This window comes from Zoogloea sp., from assembly GCF_028693495.1.
In the GTDB taxonomy this organism is placed as follows: domain Bacteria; phylum Pseudomonadota; class Gammaproteobacteria; order Burkholderiales; family Rhodocyclaceae; genus Zoogloea.
This window is the reverse complement of sequence record NZ_JAQUVG010000169.1, coordinates 1-3,452: the sequence shown is the minus strand read 5'-3', so window position 1 is coordinate 3,452 and position 3,452 is coordinate 1. Positions and strand designations below refer to the sequence as shown.

The 3,452-nt window shown below is 64.5% G+C and carries 3 protein-coding genes and 1 pseudogene; 2 read left to right on the top strand and 2 right to left on the bottom strand.

Going from position 1 to position 3,452, the window contains the following annotated elements; translation table 11 throughout:
* Positions 1 to 107: 107 nt before the first annotated feature.
* Entirely contained in the window at positions 108 to 1,637 is a 1,530-nt protein-coding gene (locus tag PHD22_RS16685; protein ID WP_299869508.1) for an acetyl-CoA hydrolase/transferase family protein, read from the bottom strand.
* Positions 1,638 to 1,792: 155 nt separating this feature from the next.
* Here PHD22_RS16685 and PHD22_RS16680 point away from each other — a divergent pair, with 155 nt between their 5' ends.
* Together PHD22_RS16680 and PHD22_RS16675 are read left to right on the top strand one after the other, a co-directional pair.
* Entirely contained in the window at positions 1,793 to 2,692 is a 900-nt protein-coding gene (locus PHD22_RS16680) for a LysR substrate-binding domain-containing protein (protein ID WP_299869506.1), read from the top strand.
* A gap of 41 nt (positions 2,693 to 2,733) precedes the next feature.
* Positions 2,734 to 3,183: a MaoC family dehydratase gene (locus PHD22_RS16675; RefSeq protein WP_299869503.1), complete on the top strand. Its 450-nt coding sequence runs from the start codon at positions 2,734 to 2,736 to the stop codon at positions 3,181 to 3,183.
* Between the two features lie 3 nt (positions 3,184 to 3,186).
* Here the strand turns inward: PHD22_RS16675 and PHD22_RS16670 are convergent.
* Positions 3,187 to 3,452, bottom strand: a pseudogene (locus PHD22_RS16670) (carboxylesterase); the annotation flags it as partial.

Genomic DNA, 3,452 nt, shown 5'->3' with positions numbered 1-3,452 from the left:
CCGGGGAGGAAAATACAGGCGGTGTTACCTGGACTTCGATCGAAGGGCATCTTCGGACTCCAAGCCCCCTGGAGCGCTGCCTGCACGCGCTCCGGATTCGGTGACGCTCAGGCGGGAGCGGCTTCCGGCTGCGTCGCACTCACCCGCTGGCCCAGCATGGCCCCTTCCTGTTCATAGCGCAGGTGCCAGGCAAAAGCCTCCTGGAGCAGGTGGGGCGTGTGCCCGCCCCGCTGGCAGGCGCGACGGTGATAGTCACGCAGGGCATCCCGGTACAGGGGGTCGCTGCAGTTCTCGATGATCACCCGGGCCCGCTCCCGGGGGGCCAGTCCGCGTAGATCGGCGAGACCATGCTCGGTGACGAAGACGTCCGTATCGTGCTCGGTATGGTCCACATGGGAGACCATCGGCACGATGCTGGAGATGGCCCCGCCCTTGGCAATGGACTTGGTCACGAAAACGGCCAGATGGGCATTGCGGGCGAAATCGCCGGAGCCACCGATGCCGTTCATCATATGGGTCCCACCCACGTGGGTGGAATTCACATTGCCGTAGATGTCGCACTCCAGCGCCGTGTTGATACAAATGAGGCCCAGGCGACGGATCACCTCCGGATGGTTGGAAATTTCCTGGGGACGCAGCACCAACCGGGAACGATAACGCTCGATGTTGCCCAGCACGCGCTCGTAGAGATCCCGGGAGAGGGTGATCGAGGAGGCCGAGGCGAAACTCAGGCGCCCCTCGTCCAGCAGTTCGATGGTGCTGTCCTGCAGGACTTCCGAGTACATCTTCAGATTCTGGAACGGGGAATCCAGCATGCCGTGAAGGACCGCGTTCGCAATGGTGCCAATCCCCGCCTGGAGCGGCTGAAGCGCCGGGGAGAGCCGCCCGGCCCGCACCTCGTGCGCCAGGAACGCGTTGAGATGCCCGGCAATCGCCCGGGTCTCCGCGTCCGGCGGCAGCACGTTGGACGGGCTGTCCGCCTTGGAAGTGATCACGATGCCGACAATCTTCTCGGGATCCACCGGAATGTGTGGCAAGCCGATGCGCTGTTCCGGGGAGATCAGCGGGATGGGCAGGCGATGGGGCCGGTAGGTAGGAATGTAGATGTCGTGCAGCCCTTCCAGGGCCATCGGCATGGTCAGGTTGATTTCGACGATGATCTTCTTGGCCAGCACGGCGAAGCTGGCCGAATTGCCCACGGACGTGGTCGGCACGATGCCGCCGTTCTCGGTGATCGCGGTAGCCTCCACCACGGCGATGTCCACCGGCGCGATCTGCCCCGAGCGCAACTGCTCAACGGTTTCGGACAGGTGCTGGTCGATGAACATGGCCTCACCGGCATTGATCTTGCGGCGCAGCGTGGCATCGGACTGGAAGGGAATCCGCCGGGCAATCACGTTTGCCTCGGTGAGCACCTTGTCGATGTCGTTCCCCAGGGACGCCCCGGTCATCAAGGTGAGGCGCAGGGGCTCGCTACGGGCGCGCTCGGCCAGCGCGAAGGGCACCGCCTTGCAGTCCCCGGCACGGGTGAAGCCGCTCATCCCGACGGTCATGCCGTCCTGGAAAAGCCGGGCAGCCTCCTCGGGAGACATGATGCGATCCCGCAGGCGGGCGAGGCGGATACGATCCATGGGCATTGCTTTTCTCCGGTTCTCGGTCTCAGGGTCTGTCGCCCCGGTTCCTGTCCCGGCCGGGTTGGCGGAGCCGGGATCGATGGCAAAAAGTATAGAACCGGATGAACAGGCGTTTGATGACTTAAAATCCTGACTTTCAGTCGTTTTTTTCATGAACCATGGACCTGCGTGCGCTGCGTTATTTCATCGAGACCGTGCGCCAGAACAGCTTTACCCTGGCAGCCGAGCGACTGCACGTCACCCAGTCCACCGTGAGCAAGATGATCCGGCAACTGGAAAGCGAGGTCGGTCAACCCCTGTTGCTGCGGGAAGGCCGACAACTGCGCTTGACCGATGCCGGGCAGGTGGTGTTCGAGAAGGGTCAGCAGGCCGTCGCCATGGTCCGCGAAATCAGCCTGGCCCTGGATGATCTGTCGTCCCTGCAGCGCGGCACACTGACGGTGGGTCTGCCACCCATGCTCAACCTGCTCTTCACCCCTGCCGTCGCCACCTTCCGGGAGCGCTATCCAGGAGTGGTGCTGCGCCTGCAGGAAAGCGGCGGCCAGGTGATCGAACGGCAGGTGGCCGACGGGGAACTGGAGGTCGGAGTCACCCTGCTCCCTGCCGCCCCCGCCCTGGGGCTGGCCTGCCGCAGCCTCGGCGCCCACCCCATCGACGTGATCGGATCGCGAGAAGCCTCCTGGGCCGGCAAGGCTTCCGTCCAGCTGACGGATCTGCGGGACGAACCCCTGGTCCTCCCTTCGGATGACTTCTCCCTGACCCGCCAGATCCGCGACGCCTTTCGCGAAGAAGACGGTCAACTCCGGATCGCCGCCCAGAGCAGCCAGTGGGATTTCCTTGTCGCCATGACTGCCGCCGGCCTGGGTACCACCCTGCTGCCACGCCCCCTGCTGGCCCGCCTGCACCTGGACGACCGGCTCATTTCCCGGCCGCTGGTCCACCCGACCATCAACTGGCACCCTGCCCTGATCCGCCATCCGGAACGCTATCTGTCCCGGGCGGCCCAGGCCTGGCTGGATCTCTGCCAGGAAGTGCTTCAGCCCCCTCGCATCCGCTAAGATCGAAGCCTTTTCCCTGTACCCACAATGGAGGACACCCGATGGATACCCGTTACCTGGACGACCTGAGCGTCGGCGAGCGTTTTGTCAGCGGCGGCTTGACCCTGACCGAGGCCGAGATCATTGACTTCGCCTTCCGCTACGACCCCCAACCCTTCCACCTGGATGCCAATGCAGCCGCCGAGTCCCCTTATGGCGGCCTGATCGCCAGCGGCTTCCAGTCCATCGCCATCTGCTTCCGGCTGTTCATCCAGAGCGGCATCTTCAAGGAATCCAGCATCGGATCCCCGGGCCTCGACGAGCTGCGCTGGCTGGCCCCGGTGCGTCCAGGCGACACCCTGCACAGCGTCGTCGAAGTGCTGGAGGTGCGCCCATCATCGTCCAAACCGGACCGGGGCATCGCCCGGCTCCGCTACTCGGCGGTCAACCAGCGCGGCGAGACAGTGCTGAGCTTCATCGGCAACAACCTGCTCAAACGCCGCCCCTCCTGATATTCAAGGTGCGAGTACCCGGACCAGCCAGTTCTCGATGTCGCGCACCTCCTCGAGACACAGGCCGTGCTCCATCGGGTAAGTGGTCCACTCCAGGGGATACCCCGCGGCGACCAGCAGATCTGCCGACCGACGGCTGAAATCCAGGGGAATGACTGGATCGTACTGGCCGTGGGCCATCCAGATGGGCACCGCCTGGTTGGCCTCATCCGCCTCATCCCTCAGGGATTCCGCCAGCGGCAGGTAGGTGGACAAGGCCAGAATGCCCG